Genomic DNA, 12,374 nt, shown 5'->3' with positions numbered 1-12,374 from the left:
CCCTCACGAGGTCGCGGCGGTCCGCACCCGGTAGGTCCGGACCGCCACCTCCTCGTCGTCCAGGCAGCGCCCCGATTCCAGGTCGAAGCGCTGCTTGAGCAGCGGCGACGCCACGAAGGGCCGGCCCTGCGCACACCCCAGCAGGCCCCGCGAGAGCACGTGCGCACCGGTGAAGGGGTCCTGGTTGGCGATCGCGTACGTACGCCCCGACCGGTCGGCGAACACCGCGGCCTGGCTCCCGTCGGGCAGCAGGGCGGCCACGCCCCGCCCGGGGATCAGGGCGGACATCTCGCACACCGTGAGCCAGCCTTCCTGCACTTCGAGTTCGACGGTCATCGGGTGCCTCCCACGGGCTCCAGGGTGAGAACGGCCAGGTCGGGCTTGACCTGATCGCGTTCGGGGACGAACTTCACGGTCGGGTCGGGGGCGCCGGGGGCGTTGACGAAGGACACGAAGCGGCGCAGGCGCTCCGGGTCCTGGAGCGTCTCGGCCCACTCGTCGCGGTAGTGCGACACGTGGTCGGCCATCAGGGACTCCAGCTCCGCGCAGAGCCCGAGCGAGTCGTGCACGACCACGTCCCGCAGGTGGTCCAGGCCGCCCTCCAGCCGGTCCAGCCAGGTGGAGGTCCGCTCCAGCCGGTCGGCGGTGCGGATGTAGAACATCAGGAACCGGTCGATGAGCCGCACCAGTTCGGCGTCCGACAGGTCCTGCGCGAGGAGGTCGGCGTGGCGGGGGGTGGCTCCGCCGTTGCCGCCGACGTACAGGTTCCAGCCGTTCGCCGTCGCGATGACCCCGAAGTCCTTGCTCTGCGCCTCCGCGCACTCGCGGGCGCAGCCGGACACCGCCGACTTGAGCTTGTGGGGGGCGCGCAGGCCGCGGTAGCGCAGCTCCAGGTCGATGGCCATCCGTACGCTGTCCTGGACCCCGTAGCGGCACCAGGTCTGGCCCACGCAGGACTTCACCGTCCGCAGGGACTTCCCGTACGCGTGCCCGGACTCGAACCCGGCGTCGACGAGCCGGGCCCAGATCCGCGGGAGCTGGTCCACGCTGGCGCCGAACAGGTCGATCCGCTGGCCTCCGGTGATCTTCGTGTAGAGGCCGAAGTCGCGGGCCACCTCGCCGATCACGATCAGCTTCTCGGGGGTGATCTCACCGCCGGGGATGCGGGGGACGACCGAGTACGAGCCGTTGCGCTGCAGGTTGGCGAGGAAGTGGTCGTTGGTGTCCTGCAGGGCCGCCTGCTCCCCGTCCAGGACGTAGACGCTCGCGCCCAGGGTCGGGGCGAGGGAGGCGATGATGGAGCCGACGGTGGGCTTGCAGACCTCGCAGCCGTCGCCGCCCCGGGCCTCGGGCCGGCCGTGGCCGTCGAGCAGCTGCCCGTACGAGGTCAGGCGGCGGGTACGGACGATCTCGTAGAGCTCGGCGCGGGTGTGCGGGAAGCAGGCGCACAGCCCTTTGTCGGTGGCGGACGGCAGCAGCTGGCCGATCACCTTGAGGCAGCTGCCGCAGCCGGTGCCCGCCTTGGTGCACTTCTTGACCTCGGGCAGGGTGGTGCAGGCGGTGATGGCCTTCTTGGTGACGTTGTGGCAGGAGCAGATCACCGCGTCGTCGGGAAGGGCGGACGGGCCGAGCGCGACGGGCGCGCCGAGCCCGGCGGGCAGGACCAGCTGCTCGGGCGCGACCGGCGGGACGCTGCCGGTGAGCGGGCGCAGCACGCCGTACGTGTCCGCGTCGCCGACCAGGACCCCGCCCAGTAGCACCCCGTCGGGGGAGACGACGAGCTTCTTGTAGACCCCCGACCGGGAGTCGGACCAGACGACGTCCAGGCTGCCCGGGGTGCTGCCGTGGGCGTCGCCGAAGGAGGCCACGTCCACGCCGAGCAGCTTCAGCTTGGTGGAGAGGTCGGCTCCGGTGAACTCCTTCTCCCGGCCCAGGAGGTCCTCGACGGCGGTCTGGGCCATCTCGTAGCCGGGCGCGACGAGTCCGTAGACGCGGCCGTCGGAGGCGAGGGCGCACTCGCCGATGGCGTAGACGTGCGGGTCGGAGGTGCGGCAGCGGGAGTCGACCCGGATGCCGCCGCGCTCGCCGACGTCCAGGCCGCAGCCGTGGGCGAGCTGGTCGCGGGGACGGACGCCCGCGGAGAAGACGACGAGGTCGGTGTCGACGGTGGAGCCGTCCGAGAGCCGCATGCCCGTCACCCGGCCGTCCTCGCCGGTCAGCACCTCCTGGGTGCCGACGCCGGTGTGGACGGTGAGGCCCATGGACTCGATGGTGCGCAGCAGGGCCGCGCCGCCGCCCTCGTCGACCTGGACCGGCATCAGGCGCGGGGCGAACTCGACGATGCGGGTGGTGAGGCCGAGGCCCTGGAGGGCTCCCGCGGCTTCGAGTCCGAGGAGGCCGCCGCCGACGACCGCGCCGGTGGTGCGTTCCTTCGCGTACTCCTCGATGGCGAGGAGGTCCTCGATGGTGCGGTAGACGAAGCAGCCGGGGGCGTCCTTGCCGTGGACGGGCGGCACGAAGGGGTAGCTGCCGGTCGCGAGGACGAGCACGTCGTAGGGGAAGACCTGCCCGGAGCGCGAGGTGACGGTCCGCGCGGCCCGGTCGATGTGCTCGGCCGGGTCGCCGAGGTGGAGGGAGATGCCGTGCTCCTCCATGAACCCCGGGGGAGTCATGGACAGGTCCTCCGCGCTGGTCCCGGAGAAGTACGAGGTCAGGTGGACGCGGTCGTAGGCGGGCCGGGGCTCCTCGCAGAGCACGGTGATCCGGTGGGTGGCGGTGGCCCCGTGCTCGGCGAGCGCTTCGAGGTAGCGCTGGCCGACCATGCCGTGCCCGATGAGCACGATCGCGGGCAAGGACTCGGTCATGTCAGTGGCCTCCGTCGTCGGTGAGCAGGTGGAACAGGTCGGCGGGGTCGGGGAGCCGGGCGTCGCCGTCCCAGGTGCGGGCGAGGGCCCCCACCGTGGACAGCTCGCCGAGCAGGACCCCGCCCACGAGGCGGTCGCCGCGGACGACGACCTTCCGGTAGGTCCGGCGGGTGGCGTCGGCGAGCCGGACCACGTCGTCGCCGGGAAGCGGGGTGGTCTCGCCGAACGCGGCGAGGTCGAGGGGGCCGTCTCCGGCGCCGCCGAGGGTCAGGCGGGTCAGGGCGCGGGTCCCGCCGTACGGGGTCCCGGACCCGGTCAGGACGTCGGCGAGGGCGTCGGCCTGCTCCAGAGCCGGGCCGGCCAGGCCGTACACCCGGCCGTCGTGCTCGGCGCAGTCGCCGATGGCGTGGATGCGGGGGTCACTGGTGCGCAGCCGGTCGTCGACCACGACGCCGGTGCGGACCTGCAGTCCGGCGGCCGTGGCGAGGCCGGTGCGGGGCCGTGCTCCGCAGGCCAGCACCACGAGGTCGGCGTCCAGCCGGTAGCCGTCGGCGAACTCGACCCCGCTGACCTCGCGGTGGACCCGCTCCCGGCGCTGCGTGACGAGGCCGCGGACCCGGCACTCCGTGTGGATCTCCACGCCGAGGTCCCGCAGGTGTGCGTGCAGCAGGGCCGAGGCCTCCGCGTCCAGCTGGCGTTCCATCAGGCGCTCCGCCTGCTGGGCCAGGACCACCTGCGCGCCGCGCTCGGCCAGCGCCCGGGCCGCCGAGACGCCCAGCAGGCCGCCGCCGATCACCACCGTCCGCACCCCGGGGGCCACGGCCGCCGAGAGGGCCAGGCAGTCGTCCATCGTGCGGAACGCGTGGACCCCGTCGGGGAGGTCGCCGCCCTTCGGTTCGAACAGCCCGCGCAGCGGTGGCAGGACGGCATTGGAGCCGGTGGCCAGGACCAGCGTGTCGTACCGCTCCGTGCTGCCGTCGTCGCAGTGGACGGTCCGGTCGGCGCGGTCCACGCGGACCGCCCGGACCCCCCGGCGCAGGGCGGGGCCCGGCGCCGGCAGGGCGGTCACCTCCGGGGCGTACCGGCCGGCCAGCACCTCCGCGAGGAGCACCCGGTTGTACGGGACGTGCGGCTCCTCGCCCAGCACGGTCACCCGGGCGTCCGCTCCGGAGCCCGCGCCGAGCCGCTGCGCGAGCCGCAGGCCCGCAAGGCCGCCGCCGATCACCACCACACGCTGGTCCGAGGTCATGCCACGAGCGTGCGCCGTCGCTGTTTCCCCACCGCATCGCCCTTGTTACCCCGACGGAACGCCCACCTCAGCGTGGGGGTTAAGGCCCGGTGAGGCGTTCCTCAAGGCCGCCTTAAGGATCATCCGGGCCGTGACGGCGGCCCTTAGCGTGACCCGTATGCGAGATGCGGCGGTGCGGGTCAGGGGCGGGATGCTGGGCGGGGCGGGGGTCGTGGCCCTGCTGTGGGCCGCGCAGGTGCGCCCCTCCGCCCGGCCCGACGCGCTGTTCGCCACCGCCGCCCACCTGACCGGCCTGCTCGCCGGGTACGGGGTGCTGGTGCTCCTGTTCCTGATGGCCCGGGTCCCCGCCGTCGAGCACGGGGTCGGGGCCGACCGCCTGGCCCGCTGGCACGCGCTCGGCGGCCGGTACGTGCTGCTCCTCTGCTTCGGCCACGGCCTCTTCGCGCTGCTCGGGTACGCCGTGCACGAGGGGCTCGACGTGGTCTCCGCCGGCCGGGAGCTGCTCGGCTACCCGGCGCTCGCCGCCGCCGCGCTCGGGACCGCCCTGCTGGCCGCGGTCGGTGCGACCTCCGCCCGGGCCGTCCGCCGCCGGGTCTCCCACGAGACCTGGCGCGGGGTCCACCTCTTCGGCTACCTGGCCGCCGCGCTCGCCTTCGGGCACCAGCTCGCCGGGCCCGACCTCGCCCCGGTCGCCTGGTTCTGGGCCCTGGCCCACAGCGCCGTCGCCGTCCTGCTCGTCTGGTACCGCGCGGTCGTCCCCGTACGGCAGGCCCTGCGGCACGCGCTGCGGGTCGCGGAGGTCCGGACCGAGGGGCCCGGGGTGGTGTCCGTCGTCATGTACGGGCAGCACCTGGCGGAGCTGCGCGCGGAGCCGGGCCAGTTCCTGCGCTGGCGGTTCCTCCAGCGGCGGCTATGGCACACCGCCCTGCCGTTCTCGCTGTCCGCGCCGGTCCGCGGGAACAGCCTGCGGATCACCGTCAAGGGCCTCGGCGGCCACTCCCGCCGCATCCGCCGGCTGCGCCCCGGCACCCGGGTGCTGGCCACCGGGCCGTTCGGCGCGCTCACCGCCGCCCGCCGGACGCGGCCCAAGGTGCTGCTGATCGCGGGCGGGGTCGGCATCACCCCGATGCGGGCGCTGTTCGAGACGCTGCCCGGCGGCCCCGGGGACATCACCCTGCTCTACCGGGCCGGGGCCGAGGAGCAGCTCGTCCTGCGCGCCGAGCTGGAGGCCATCGCCGCCGGACGGCAGGCCGGGCTGCACTACCTGCTCGGGCCGTCGGGGAGTGCCTACGATCCGCTCGCCCCGCAGGCGCTGGCCGAGCTGGTGCCGGACCTGGCCGAGCGGGACGTGTACCTGTGCGGGCCGCCCGGGATGAGCGAGGCGACGCGGGCCGCGCTGCTGCGGGCCGGGGTGCCGGCCGGGCGCGTCCACAGCGAGTGCTTCAGCTTCTGACCCTGCTCCCGCTCCCCGTCCCGCTTCCGAGAGGTCACCCCGTCATGCGCCACCCGTTGCACGTCGCCCTGCCCGTGTCCGTCCCCGGCCCCGCCCGGGCGGCCCGGCACCGCAGACCGTCCCCCTGGCAGGTGCGGCCGGCCGCCCTCGCCCTGTCCCGCGTACCGCCCGCGCGGCGGCTGGCCGCCGGGCTGGGGCTGGCCGGGGTGCTGGCCGCGAGTGCCCTCACAGCGTTCGTGGAACCGGCCGCTCCGGTGGCGCCCGACCGGGTGCCGGCCGGGCAGAGCTCAACCTTTGCGCAAGATCCCCGGCATTGATGGTCCCTGCACCCACCAGGTCCATAGGGTCATGACGTGCCCGACATATCCATGACGATGATCATCATCCTGTGCGTGACCGCCGCCGCGGCCGGCTGGATCGACGCGGTGGTGGGCGGCGGCGGGCTGCTGCTCCTGCCCGCCCTGCTGCTCGGCCTGCCGAACGCCCACCCCGCCACCGTCCTCGGCACCAACAAGGCCGTCGCCGTCGTCGGCACCGCCGGTGCGGCCGTGACCTACGTGCGCACGGCGCCGGTGGACGTGAAGCCGGCCGCCCGGATCGGCGCGGCCGCGCTCGCCGGGTCGATGGGCGGCGCCGCCCTGGCAGGGGGTATCAGCAAGGACACGCTCCGCCCGCTGATCATGGTGGTACTGGTGGTCGTGGCCGCCTTCGTGCTCTTGCGCCCCGGCTTCGGCACCGCCCCCGCGAGTTCGCCCGTCAGCCGTCGGCGGGTCCTGCTGGCCATCGGCCTGGCCGGCCTCGGCATCGGCTTCTACGACGGCCTCGTCGGGCCCGGCACCGGCACCTTCCTGGTGCTCGCGCTCACCGCGCTCCTCCACCTCGACCTGGTCACCGCCTCCGCGACCGCCAAGATCGTCAACGTGTGCACGAACGCCGGAGCCCTCGCCGTGTTCGCGTACCAGGGCACGGTGCTGTGGCAGCCGGCCGCCCTGATGGCCGCGTTCAACCTGGCCGGCGCCATGATGGGTGCCCGTATGGCACTGAAGAAGGGCAGCGGCTTCGTCCGCGGCGTGCTGCTGACCGTCGTGGGCGCCCTCGTGGTCAAGCTCGGCTTCGAGCAGTGGGGCTGAGGGCGGGGAGCGGAACCCGGACCGCCGCTCAGTACGTCCCGGTCAGGTGCGCGAAGACGACCACGTTGCCCCGGTAGCCCGTACGGGGCGAGAAACCCCCGCCGCAGGTGATCACCCGTAGCTCCGCACGCGAGGACGGGCCGTAGACCCGCGCGTCGGGGAAGGACGCGGCGTCGTACACCTCGACGGCGTGGACGGTGAACACGGCCGTACGCCCGTCCGCGCGCGGCACCTCCACGGCGTCCCCGCGGCGCAGCGCGCCCAGGCGGTAGAAGACCGCCGGCCCGGTGGCGTGGTCCACGTGCCCGGCGACGACGGCCGTGCCCGCGGCGCCCGGGGTGGTGCCCTCGCGGTACCAGCCGGCCAGGTCACGGCGGGAGGGCGGCGGGACTTCGAGGCTGCCGCCCGGTTCGAGACCGAGGCCGACCAGCGGGGCGTCGACGCGGATGGAGGGGATCCGGATACGGGTGGGCGGGGAGCCGGGCAGCGGGGCGATACCGGCGCCCGCCGGGTGGGCTCCGGCGGCGTTCAGCGCCTCGGCCGGGGAGGGCAGCGGCGGCCCGACGGGTTCCGGGGAGCCGCTGTTCACGAGCCAGATGCCGACGCAGGCGGCGAGGGCCAGGAGGCCCGCATGGCGGGCGGTGGGCCTGCGCCCGGCCCGGCCCGGCGGGGCCGGACCCGCTCCGGGATCGCCCTGGACCGCTCGTATTGCGCCACCCATGCGTTCCCCCTCGCCTTTCGATGCGGGGTGACTGGCCGTCGCCCGGCCCCGCGAACGGGGGGACCTCGCGGGGCGGGCGACGGGGGACGGTACCGGTCGGACCGCGGCCGGAGCCGCGGTGGGCGTCCGTCAGCTCCGCGTGCCGCTCGCCCGGCGACGCAGGAGCCAGGTACCGCCGACGGCGGTGGCGGCCAGCACTGCCGCTCCCGCCGCGATCTTGGCCGGGTCGGTGACGGTGGTCGTGCCACCGCCCACCCCGGAATGGACGTGGCCCTGGGGGCCGCGCTCGGTGACGACCAGGTCGCCGGTGGCGAACTTGCCGTTCGCGCAGGTCGCCCCGATGCCGTAGGTGCCCGCGCGGGTGGAGGGGGAGACCTGGAACTGCCCCACGACCACCTCCTTGTGGGTACCGGGGGCCAGCTTGAAGCGGCCCCCGCCGACCGTGGTGGCGTCACCCTCGGCGTGGCTGCCCTTGCCGCAGGCGTCGGTGTTCACCGTGACGGTGGTGCCGGGGGCGGCGGATTTCGGCCAGACCTCCAGCGGGGCGAAGTCGCCGGGGGCGAAGCTGGCCATGCCGAGGTCCACGGCGGCGACCGCACCGGCCACCGGGCCGGCGAACGCGGCGGCGGTCAGCGCGGCGGCGGTCAGCGCGTGAGCGGTGCGTCGGCGCATGGGTGCTCTCCTGAGGACACGGGGTCGTGTTCCCGAGGTAACCCGTCCCGCCGGACCAGCGCCTGCTGATGTCCCGTCAGGTCGCCTCGTGCGCGACCGCTGCCCGCGCCGTTCCCGCAGGTCAATACCGGTGGGACGGCCGTCACGGGCGACCGCGCCGTCCGGGTGATCCCGCCGCCGCACGGAGGACGCCGGGCAGGGGCCGTCAGGCCGGCGCGGGACGGCCCGTCAGGTGCCGGGGGGCCCGGGCGCCGATCACCTGGGTCCGGCCGAGCGCGAGGGTCGGCCGGCCCCGGCCCGGTGCCCCGCCCCCGCTCGGGGGTACCCGCCGGGCGCCGCGCAGCCCCCGGCGGGCGGCGCAGAAGGCGGCGCGCAGCACCGCGGCGGTGGACGGCGACGGGCACGGCTGCCGGGAGGCCGTGTGACAGCGGTGCGTACGGTGGTGGGGTGCGGCCGAAGTCAGGACCTGGCTCCCGGACTCCGCACCGTCGTGTCGTACGGGGCCGTAGCCGGCCGTACCGGAGGGAGGGCCCGGTGACAGCGGTCGTCCGGCCACCGGAACGGAGCGTCCAGCTCCCGTTCTTCGTCTACGGGACCCTGCGCCCGGGGGAGGTCAACCACCGCCTCTTCCTGCGCGGCCGCACGGCCTCGGAGGAGCCCGCGCTGCTCCCGGACGCGGCGCTCTACGACGGCCCCGGCTACCCGTACGCGGTCCACCGCCCGGGCCCGGGCATCGTCGGGGAGCTGATCACCGCGGCCCCCGGCACCTACGGGGAACTCCTGGTCGCCCTGGACCTGCTGGAGGAGTACGAGGGGCCGGGCCGTCCGGGCAACGTCTACGACCGGATGGTCCGCGAGGTCCTGCGGCCCGACGGCTCGCGGACCCCGGCCTGGGTCTACCTGGCGTCCCCGCTGCTCGCCCGGGAGCTGCGGACCTCGGGCACGGAGCTACCGGGCGGCGACTGGCTGAACCGGGGCTGAGCGCCGCACCGCCCGGCCCGGACACCCGCGGGAGCGGGGCTAGAGCCCCTCGGCGCCGCGGTTGCGCAGGCGCTGGCCGTACTGCTGGAGGACCCACAGCTCCTCCTGGACCGCCGCCAGCTGCTCCGGCGGGGCCTGCGAGCCCAGCCGGGACAGCGTGCCCTGGATCTCGTGGACCCGGCGGTCGACCGCGCGCAGCCGCACCTGGACCAGCTGGACCCCCGCGTAGACCTCGTCCACCGTCTTCGCGTGGATGGCTTCGACCGCCAGCTCCGTGACGAGCGCGCGGACGGTGTCGTTCGGAGCGGCCTCGCGGACGCGGGCCAGGTAGTCGTCGGCGGCGAGCGAGGCACCGCCCGCGTCCGCGACGGCCTGGCGCACCGCCGCGTAGGGCGGGGCGGTGAACTCGTCCGTGCCGTAGGCGTCGAAGGCCGGGGAGACCAGGGCCGGGCGCTGCAAGGCCAGTTTCAGCAGCTCGCGCTCGGTGCGGTGGGCGGGGCTGCGCAGGTTCAGCGCCGGGCCGCCGGCCGGGGCGGGCGCGGGCGCGGCCTCGTAGGACGTCCGGCCCCGGCCCTGCTGCTGCGGGGGCTGGTTGCCGCGCTCACGCGCCCAGCGCGCCAGCTGCGCGACCCGCTTGACCACGAACTGTTCGTCGCGGATGCCCAGCATGCCTGCCAGCTGGACCGCCGACTCGTGCTGGATCGCGATGTTCTTGATGTGGGCGACGACCGGAGCCGCCTCGTCCAGCGCGGCCGCCCGGCCCGCCGGGTTCTCCAGGTTGTGCCGGGACACGATGTGCCGGAGCGCGAACTCGAACAGCGGGGTCCGGGACTCCACCAGCCCCGACACGGCCGCGTCCCCCTGCGCGAGGCGCAGGTCGCACGGGTCCATACCGCCGGGGGTGATCGCGATCGAGGTCTCCGCCGCGAACTTCTGGTCGTCCTCGAAGGCGCGCAGGGCCGCCTTCTGCCCGGCCGCGTCGCCGTCGAAGGTGAAGATCACCTCGGCGGTGGCGTTGTCCATCAGGAGCCGGCGCAGGATCTTGATGTGGTCGCCGCCGAAGGCGGTGCCACAGGTCGCGATGGCGGTGGTGACGCCGGCCATGTGGCAGGCCATCACATCGGTGTAGCCCTCGACCACGACCGCCCGCGAGGTCTTCGCGATCTCCTTCTTCGCCAGGTCGATGCCGTACAGGACCTGGGACTTCTTGTAGATCGCGGTCTCGGGGGTGTTCAGGTACTTCGGGCCGTTGTCGTCCTCGCGCAGCTTGCGCGCCCCGAAGCCGACCACCTCGCCGCTGATGTCGCGGATCGGCCACATCAGCCTGCCGCGGAAGCGGTCGATGGGCTTGCCGCTGCGGCTGTCCTGGGCCAGGCCGGAGGTGATCAGCTCCTTGTCGCTGAAGCCCTTCCCGCGCAGGAAGCGGGTCAGGTGGTCCCAGCCGGCGGGGCTGTAGCCCACGCTGAAGTGGGCGGCCGCGGCCTGGTCGAAGCCGCGCTCTGCCAGGAACTTGCGGCCGATCTCCGCCTCGGGCCCGTCCAGCTGGTCGACGTAGAACTGGGCGGCGGCCTTGTGCGCCTCGACCAGCCGGATCCGCTCGCCGCGGCCGCTGGTGCCCGCGGTGTAGCCGCCCTCCTCGTACCGGAGGGTGATCCCGGCCTGGCCGGCGAGGCGCTCGACCGCCTCCGAGAAGGAGAGGTGGTCGATCTTCATGACGAAGTCGAGGGTGTCCCCGCCGGCCTGGCAGCCGAAGCAGTGGTACAGGCCCTTGCTCGGGCTGACCTGGAAGGACGGGGACTTCTCGTCGTGGAAGGGGCAGAGGCCCTTGAGGTTGCCGCCGCCCGCGTTGCGCAGCTGGAGGTAGTCGGAGACGACGGCGTCGATCGGGACCGCGTCCCGTACCGCCTTCACGTCGTCGTCATTGATCCGTCCTGCCACCCGTGAAGTCTACGGCCGGGCGCCGGCAATCCCGTCAGACCCCCTCCGCCGTGACCAGCGACGCAAGTGGAACGGAGGGGTCCGCCAGGGCCTCGCGGTCCACCGGTGCCTTCGACCTGATCAGGGCCTGGATGTGTTCTGTGACGTCCCACACATTCACGTTCATTCCGGCCAGAACCCGACCCTCCGAGAGCCAGAACGCGATGAACTCCCGCTTCCCCACATCGCCGCGGATCAGCACCTGGTCGTAGCCGCCCGGCGGCGCGTACCCCGAGTACTCCAGGCCCACGTCGTACTGGTCGGAGAAGAAGTACGGCACCCGGTCGTACGAGACCTCCTGCCCCAGCATCGCCCGCGCGGCGGCCGGACCGCCGTTGAGCGCGTTGGCCCAGTGCTCCACCCGCAGCCGGGTCCCGAGCACCGGATGGTGGGCGGCGGCCACGTCCCCGACGGCGAAGACGTGCGGGTCGGAGGTGCGCAGCGAGGCGTCCACGGCGATGCCGCCGCCGTGCTGCCGGTCGACCAGGGCGAGCCCGGAGGTCTCGGCGAGCGCGGTCCGGGGCGCCGCCCCGATCGCCGCCAGCACCGCGTGCGCCGGGTGCTCCTCCCCGTCGTCCGTGCGGGCGGCCAGCACCATGCCGTCGTGGCCCACGATCTCGGTGAGCCGGGCCCCGAAGTGGAAGCGCACCCCGTGGTCGGCGTGCAGGTCCGCGAAGAGCCGGCCGATCTCCGGGCCGAGCACCGCGTGCAGCGGGGTGGGCTCCGGCTCGACCACGGTGACCTCGGCGCCGTACCCGCGGGCCGCGGCGGCCACCTCCAGCCCGATCCACCCGGCCCCCGCGATCAGCAGGTGGCCGTTGTCCCGGCCGAGACCGGCCAGGACGCCGCGCAGCCGTTCGGCGTGGGCGAGCCTGCGCAGGTGATACACCCCGGCCAGGCCCGTGCCCGGCACGTCCAGGCGGCGCGGCTCGGCGCCCGTGGCCAGCAGCAGCTTGTCGTAGTGCAGGGCGGTGCCGTCGACGAGGACCACCTTCTTGGCGTCCCGGTCCAGCTGAACCGCCGGCTGCCCCAGGTGCAGTTCGACGTCGGCGCGCGCGTACCAGGACGGCTCGTGGACGAAGACGCTGTCGCGCTCCTCCTTCCCCATCAGGTACCCCTTGGACAGAGGGGGCCGTTCGTAGGGATGGTCGCGCTCGTCGCCGATCAGGATCACCCGCCCCGTGAACCCCTCGGCCCTCAGCGTTTCGGCTGCCTTCGCCCCGGCGAGCCCAGCGCCGACGATGACGAACGTCCGGTGTGCGTCGACCACCTGATGCCTCCTCATAACCTCTTGGTCACGTGCGACCACATGCGAGCGTCCCGCACT

Annotated in this window: 11 protein-coding genes; 4 read left to right on the top strand and 7 right to left on the bottom strand. The window is 74.4% G+C overall.

Annotated features, from left to right (window positions below; translation table 11 throughout):
- Positions 1-3: 3 nt before the first annotated feature.
- The 3 genes from nirD to ACFWUZ_RS15790 are packed head-to-tail and all read right to left on the bottom strand — an operon-like array spanning position 4 to position 4,113.
- Positions 4-336: a nitrite reductase small subunit NirD gene (gene nirD / locus ACFWUZ_RS15800; RefSeq protein WP_384372390.1), complete on the bottom strand. Its 333-nt coding sequence runs from the start codon at positions 334-336 to the stop codon at positions 4-6.
- The gene (gene nirB / locus ACFWUZ_RS15795) at positions 333-2,864 is read right to left on the bottom strand and encodes a nitrite reductase large subunit NirB (RefSeq protein WP_384372388.1); all 2,532 of its coding nucleotides are present in this window, start codon (positions 2,862-2,864) and stop codon (positions 333-335) included. Before nirB ends, nirD begins: the two co-directional genes overlap by 4 nt.
- 1 nt (position 2,865) lies before the next feature.
- Positions 2,866-4,113, bottom strand: coding sequence for an NAD(P)/FAD-dependent oxidoreductase (locus tag ACFWUZ_RS15790; RefSeq protein ID WP_384372386.1), 1,248 nt, complete (start codon positions 4,111-4,113; stop codon positions 2,866-2,868).
- 157 nt (positions 4,114-4,270) lie between these two features.
- On the opposite strand from ACFWUZ_RS15790, the gene ACFWUZ_RS15785 reads away from it, so the two are divergent.
- From ACFWUZ_RS15785 to ACFWUZ_RS15775, 3 genes are read left to right on the top strand one after another with little or no spacing between them, the layout of a single operon-like run.
- Complete coding sequence (locus ACFWUZ_RS15785) at positions 4,271-5,566, top strand: ferric reductase-like transmembrane domain-containing protein (protein ID WP_384372384.1); 1,296 nt, start codon at positions 4,271-4,273, stop codon at positions 5,564-5,566.
- Positions 5,567-5,610: 44 nt separating this feature from the next.
- Positions 5,611-5,883 (top strand): hypothetical protein, encoded by a 273-nt coding sequence (locus ACFWUZ_RS15780; RefSeq protein WP_384372382.1) that lies wholly within the window; start codon positions 5,611-5,613, stop codon positions 5,881-5,883.
- Between the two features lie 36 nt (positions 5,884-5,919).
- On the top strand, positions 5,920-6,696 hold the full coding sequence (locus ACFWUZ_RS15775) for a sulfite exporter TauE/SafE family protein (RefSeq protein ID WP_384372380.1): 777 nt from the start codon (positions 5,920-5,922) through the stop codon (positions 6,694-6,696).
- Positions 6,697-6,724: 28 nt separating this feature from the next.
- Here ACFWUZ_RS15775 and ACFWUZ_RS15770 read toward each other — a convergent pair whose 3' ends face one another.
- Complete coding sequence (locus ACFWUZ_RS15770; protein WP_384372378.1) at positions 6,725-7,417, bottom strand: class F sortase; 693 nt, start codon at positions 7,415-7,417, stop codon at positions 6,725-6,727.
- A gap of 129 nt (positions 7,418-7,546) precedes the next feature.
- Positions 7,547-8,089: a hypothetical protein gene (locus ACFWUZ_RS15765; RefSeq protein ID WP_384372376.1), complete on the bottom strand. Its 543-nt coding sequence runs from the start codon at positions 8,087-8,089 to the stop codon at positions 7,547-7,549.
- Between the two features lie 534 nt (positions 8,090-8,623).
- Between ACFWUZ_RS15765 and ACFWUZ_RS15760 the strand changes: the two genes are divergently transcribed.
- Entirely contained in the window at positions 8,624-9,070 is a 447-nt protein-coding gene (locus ACFWUZ_RS15760; RefSeq protein ID WP_384372374.1) for a gamma-glutamylcyclotransferase family protein, read from the top strand.
- A gap of 39 nt (positions 9,071-9,109) precedes the next feature.
- On the opposite strand, the gene dnaG is transcribed toward ACFWUZ_RS15760, so the two are convergent.
- Positions 9,110-11,008 carry a DNA primase gene (gene dnaG, locus ACFWUZ_RS15755; RefSeq protein ID WP_384372372.1) on the bottom strand — a complete coding sequence of 633 codons (1,899 nt, stop codon included), beginning with the start codon at positions 11,006-11,008 and terminating at the stop codon, positions 9,110-9,112.
- A 34-nt stretch (positions 11,009-11,042) separates the two neighbouring features.
- Positions 11,043-12,317, bottom strand: coding sequence for an NAD(P)/FAD-dependent oxidoreductase (locus ACFWUZ_RS15750; RefSeq protein ID WP_384372370.1), 1,275 nt, complete (start codon positions 12,315-12,317; stop codon positions 11,043-11,045).
- Positions 12,318-12,374 lie beyond the last annotated feature (57 nt).

Source organism: Streptomyces sp. NPDC058646 (assembly GCF_042716875.1).
Classification (GTDB): Bacteria; Actinomycetota; Actinomycetes; order Streptomycetales; family Streptomycetaceae; genus Streptomyces.
The sequence above is the reverse complement of the archived record's forward strand: the minus strand, read 5'-3'. Positions and strand labels throughout refer to the sequence as shown.

What these genes read in the sequence shown, in the direction of transcription:
- ACFWUZ_RS15770 (WP_384372378.1), bottom strand. Translation starts at nt 7,417, where the DNA reads ATGGGTGGCGCAATACGAGCGGTCCAGGGCGATCCCGGAGCGGGTCCG.
- nirB (WP_384372388.1), bottom strand. Translation starts at nt 2,864, where the DNA reads ATGACCGAGTCCTTGCCCGCGATCGTGCTCATCGGGCACGGCATGGTC.
- ACFWUZ_RS15780 (WP_384372382.1), top strand. Translation starts at nt 5,611, where the DNA reads ATGCGCCACCCGTTGCACGTCGCCCTGCCCGTGTCCGTCCCCGGCCCC.
- ACFWUZ_RS15765 (WP_384372376.1), bottom strand. Translation starts at nt 8,089, where the DNA reads ATGCGCCGACGCACCGCTCACGCGCTGACCGCCGCCGCGCTGACCGCC.
- nirD (WP_384372390.1), bottom strand. Translation starts at nt 336, where the DNA reads ATGACCGTCGAACTCGAAGTGCAGGAAGGCTGGCTCACGGTGTGCGAG.
- ACFWUZ_RS15785 (WP_384372384.1), top strand. Translation starts at nt 4,271, where the DNA reads ATGCGAGATGCGGCGGTGCGGGTCAGGGGCGGGATGCTGGGCGGGGCG.
- ACFWUZ_RS15790 (WP_384372386.1), bottom strand. Translation starts at nt 4,113, where the DNA reads ATGACCTCGGACCAGCGTGTGGTGGTGATCGGCGGCGGCCTTGCGGGC.